The 4,208-nt window shown below is 59.5% G+C and carries 6 protein-coding genes; 4 read left to right on the forward strand and 2 right to left on the reverse strand.

Going from position 1 to position 4,208, the window contains the following annotated elements:
* On the forward strand, positions 1-214 hold a 214-nt coding region (locus tag SFHG_RS10710; RefSeq protein WP_162096594.1), incomplete at its 5' end, for a hypothetical protein.
* A gap of 4 nt (positions 215-218) precedes the next feature.
* Positions 219-527, forward strand: coding sequence for a type II toxin-antitoxin system TacA family antitoxin (locus SFHG_RS09965; protein ID WP_042437092.1), 309 nt, complete (start codon positions 219-221; stop codon positions 525-527).
* Between the two features lie 51 nt (positions 528-578).
* Here SFHG_RS09965 and SFHG_RS09970 read toward each other — a convergent pair whose 3' ends face one another.
* Together SFHG_RS09970 and SFHG_RS09975 are read right to left on the reverse strand one after the other, a co-directional pair.
* Complete coding sequence (locus SFHG_RS09970) at positions 579-1,055, reverse strand: HTH domain-containing protein (RefSeq protein WP_042437093.1); 477 nt, start codon at positions 1,053-1,055, stop codon at positions 579-581.
* A gap of 126 nt (positions 1,056-1,181) precedes the next feature.
* Complete coding sequence (locus SFHG_RS09975) at positions 1,182-2,378, reverse strand: helix-turn-helix domain-containing protein (protein ID WP_162096595.1); 1,197 nt, start codon at positions 2,376-2,378, stop codon at positions 1,182-1,184.
* Between the two features lie 636 nt (positions 2,379-3,014).
* Here SFHG_RS09975 and SFHG_RS09985 point away from each other — a divergent pair.
* Both SFHG_RS09985 and SFHG_RS09990 read left to right on the forward strand, forming a co-directional pair.
* Positions 3,015-3,401 carry a hypothetical protein gene (locus tag SFHG_RS09985; RefSeq protein WP_042437096.1) on the forward strand — a complete coding sequence of 129 codons (387 nt, stop codon included), beginning with the start codon at positions 3,015-3,017 and terminating at the stop codon, positions 3,399-3,401.
* A gap of 129 nt (positions 3,402-3,530) precedes the next feature.
* Positions 3,531-3,917 (forward strand): twin-arginine translocation signal domain-containing protein, encoded by a 387-nt coding sequence (locus SFHG_RS09990; protein ID WP_042437097.1) that lies wholly within the window; start codon positions 3,531-3,533, stop codon positions 3,915-3,917.
* Positions 3,918-4,208: the final 291 nt, after the last annotated feature.

The raw sequence follows: 4,208 nt of genomic DNA on the forward strand, positions 1-4,208 counted from the left end.
GGAAGAGGTCGAGCGCGCCTGGATGGGGGCGCAGGGAAGCTGGCGCATGGTCCGCAAGGACAAGTGGCCGCCCCACTATATGGCGTTCGGCCGCATCGGCAACCGCGACGTGGAGATGATCGCGTACTCGACCGGGAGCCAGTTCGTCATCTTCCACGCGAAGTCGCCCGTCGGGGCGAAGTTCAAGCGCGAGTACGACGAGAACGGGAGGTAGGGCGATGGCTATCACGATGGACAGCCTGCCGGCCGCAGAAGGCGGGTTCAAGGTTACGCGCGAGATGATCGAGCAGTGGTGCGCCGCATACGACGCCGGGGAGCTTCCCGATGGATACGCGTTCGACGGCCCGATCAAGCCAGGAAGGCCGAAGCTGGCGAACGAGGCGACGTCGTCGCTGTCGTTCAAGTGCCCGGCGTCGGGCGCGGACATGATCGCCCGCGCCGCCAAGGCCGCCGGCGTCAAGAAGTCAGTGCTGATGCGCGACGCGGCGCTCGAGAAGGCGGCCGAGATCCTCGCCGCCGTCAGCTGACGGAAAAGCAAAACGCAACGCGAATAGGAAAGCGCCGGCAACGGCGCTTTCCTATTCGCTTCCAGGCCCGAGAAGCTTCATGGCGATGCGGCCGCGCTTCCACCATGGAGTCGCCGCAATCGCTTGCTGGCGCTCAGCTATAGTCGCGACACGATCGGCGAGCTCGGCGGCGCGGCGGTTTGCGTCGTTCAGCTGCATGCGAAGCGATTCGATTTCCCTGTCTCGCGAGGCCCGAAGGTCGGCCAGCTCGACAGCAAGCCTGCCGTTTTGCTCCTTGAGGTCAGCGATTCGATCGTTGAGCGCCGCGATGACAGCGTCCGATACGTCGGTATCGTCGGATTCCGATTGCTGGGGAATGCTCTTGCCGACGGCATCCGATATCGCCGACACGGCGAAATCGTCAAGGATGTCGTACTTGCCGACCCTCGACACGTGCTCCTGCGCGATGCCGAGGCGGTCGATGTAGTTCACGACGGTCTGCTTCGAAACCCCCAGGGTGTCGGCGAGCTCTTTCTTGGTGATGCCCATAAATCGAATATCCCTTATTTGGTCTACGGTTTTCCCTATCTATCAGCGATTATATATTCCGCTTGTCGATGAATCGGCAAATAAATCGACTATTTACCGATTGCTCTTTTCGATATGTTCGGTAATTTAGTCGTTCGTGTTCGGTTGTTGCGAGCGGGCAAAATCGTCCACGATGCTCTGGATGCTCACCCTACAGACACTCCTGCCGTTCTTCTCCGCCAAGCGGTCCCAGTACTTGTCGAACGCCCAATCGCCCGCCTCCTCGAGCAAGTCCGCTAGGGATTGCTGGCTTTCGTAGTCCTCCCTGTCGGCTATGACGGCCTCCCCGTGCTTGCCGATTATCAACGACAAATGCTCGTCGATAGCCTTCTCGACCAATTCCTCGATACTCGCCGCGGTTTCGGCACTTCCGCCGCGCGTCGCGTGTGATGCGTCGGGTTTGAGCCATTTGTTGACGGTCGTCGGAGACACGCCCAGGGCCTTCGCGATCGCCCGCTGGCTCGCTTCGGGATGCTCGGCGGCGTAGGCGCGTATCTCGTCGCGCTTGGTCGGCGCCCCGTTTTTATTGATCCATCCGCCAGGCTCGTCATAGTTCAGATCCCTGGCAAACCTGGCAATTTTCAAATGCTCGCCCTGCGGTCTCCCGTTGTGCTTGTTCTCATGCGGCGCGATCTTGGCGCGGCGGCACATGTACTCGTTCTTCCAGAAGCGCAGCTCGTTCGAGCCGTAGGCCGCAAGCGCGCAGGCGACGTCATAGTTGGTGAAGCGGTTTCCCGGCTCGTCGCTCAGCCTGTCGAGCTTCGGCACCAGCCTGTAGGCGTCGCTCGCGAGCTCTTCCAGCGGCACGTTGCACTTCATCGCATAGGCTACTAGCGAGAGCACGGCGAAGTAGCGCCCGTGCACCACGGCCTCGTCGTCAACGCGGCCGAGCCATGATTCGTAGGCACCGCGGTTCGTGTCGTAACCCCGCTTTTCCTCGCCCCGTACGATGCGCCGCTCGTACCAATCAGGCCACTTCTCCTCGGCCTCGGCGAGCGGGGTGCGCCCGCCCTTGGTCTCCAGGACGCGGTACAGCTCGCCCGGTATCTCCTTGCCGCGGATGCCGCAGTAGTCCACCAGGTAGTCGAGCGTCACGCGCCGCGGCTCAGAGGCCCCCTCGGGCGTGTACACGAACGCCAGGGCCTCGTACTTGCTCACGTCCTTCGCGTCGACACCGTAGCCGTTGAGCCTGGTCGTGGTGCCGGGCATGCGGAATCCCTGGTAGATGCCTTGGTACTGCCTGCCCTCGTTGCCGTCCTCGCTGGTGTAGTCGGTCCACACCACGTCGGTGAGCCTGCGCTTGAGCTGCTGCAGGAAGGGCACGACGGCGGGGATGAGCGGAACGGGGCGGTCGAGCAGGTAGTACAGGTGCAGCCCCGCCCACTCATGACGATGTAGGTCGCCTGCGGCATCGACACGTGCTTGTCGAGGCTCGGGTCGTGCCCGTTGCGCATCTGTTTCAGCACGGTGCCAAGCTTTCCCGGCGTCATGCCGTCGAGGTCCACCGCGAAGGCGTGCAGGAAGCGCGCGTTGGCCGCCTTGTTGCTCTTGCCGAAGAACGACACCGGGGCCATGTAGACGGGGGCGTTCTCGGCGATGGATGCCTTAACGAGCTCTGAGACGCCGTCGAGGTCATCGGTAACGGTGTAGCGCTCGATGACGGGGACGTCGACCTTCTTGCCCTTGACGAGCTGCTTGCGGGTCTTCGGGCCGAACTTCAGAGCTATGGCGTTGGGCTTGCCGTCGAACTCGGCCTTGGCATCGCCGTCCCACCTCTCCTGTAAGAAGCCCTCGGGAAAGATGTCGCGGTAGAACGCCAGGGGGTCGCGCCACTCATAGCCCGGCTCCTCGAGCATGCGGCGGCTCATGGCGATGTAAGCCTCTCGCTTCTCCTGCCAGTAGGCGCGCTCCTGCTCTTTCGTGAACCTCTTCTCAGCCATCCTCAAAGCCCTCCCCGAGGGTGTTCTATACGGGACGTATATTATAAATATAGTTATTGTAACAGTTCGGAGATCGAATAAGGCGGTCGAGACCGACCGCCTCGAAGCCATCCTCAAAGCCCTCCCCGAGGGTGTTCTATACGGGACGTATATTATAAATATAGTTATTGTAACAGTTCGGGGATCAGAAAAGGCGACCGGAACCGACCGCCTCGAAGCCATCCTCAAAGCCCTCCCCGAGGGTGTTCTATACGGGACGTATATTATAAATACATTTATTGTACACCCTCGGGGATCAAAAAAGGCGACCACCCGGATCGCCTCGAAAGCCCTCCCCGAGGGTGTTCTATACGGGACTATGACATAGGGCTCAGAAACCGTTTACCGAGGCCTTTTAACCTGGCTCAAACCAAGCGGCGTTTCCCGTTTATCTTTGCAAAAGGATTCGAGTCCCTGCACGTCATAAAGATCCACCTTCGCAGAAGGGGAAACACCTATGGACAGAAGGACATTCGTAAAGCTCGCCGCAGCAGCTGTTATCGCATCGACGATAAGCGGATGCGCTTCGGCAAACGATGAAACGGGAGCGAATCAGATGCCGATGGAAGATGGCTTGACGAGCGGCGGCCCGATGTCGTGCATAACGTTCAGTACGGGAGAAATAACCGACATCGACGAAGACGCGCTTACAACGACGATCCACCTTGACGACAACCAAAAATACGGCGGCGAAACCATAGTCGTCGAATATACAGGCGTATGCCAGGTGTCTCCATCGTCGATTCGAAGCGCGAAAATAGGCCAGCGGGTAAGGGCCGGGTACTTCGATTCAAAATATAAAAACGGCGTTTTCCCTGGTGAAACACTTGAGTTCATCAACTGATAGCTATCGTAACAGTTCAGAGATCGAATAGGGCGGCCGGTTCCGGCCGCCCGGAAGCCATCCTTAAAGCACTCCCCGAGGGCGTTGCGCGCAGGAAGACATCTGCCCTTGTATCTTCGCCATATTCCTTGTATCTTCGCCATATTATTTATATTTGGCGAAGATACCCCATGGCTCAATTCGACTATTCGAGGCAGCTCAGCACCCTCATGTCGCCCGAAATCATGTCGTCTATCGGCGATATGAGGGAGCACCGCGGAAGACAAGCGCTTTACGAGGCGACGAGGCCTG

Source organism: Senegalimassilia anaerobia JC110 (genome assembly GCF_000236865.1).
Classification (GTDB): Bacteria; Actinomycetota; Coriobacteriia; order Coriobacteriales; family Eggerthellaceae; genus Senegalimassilia; species Senegalimassilia anaerobia.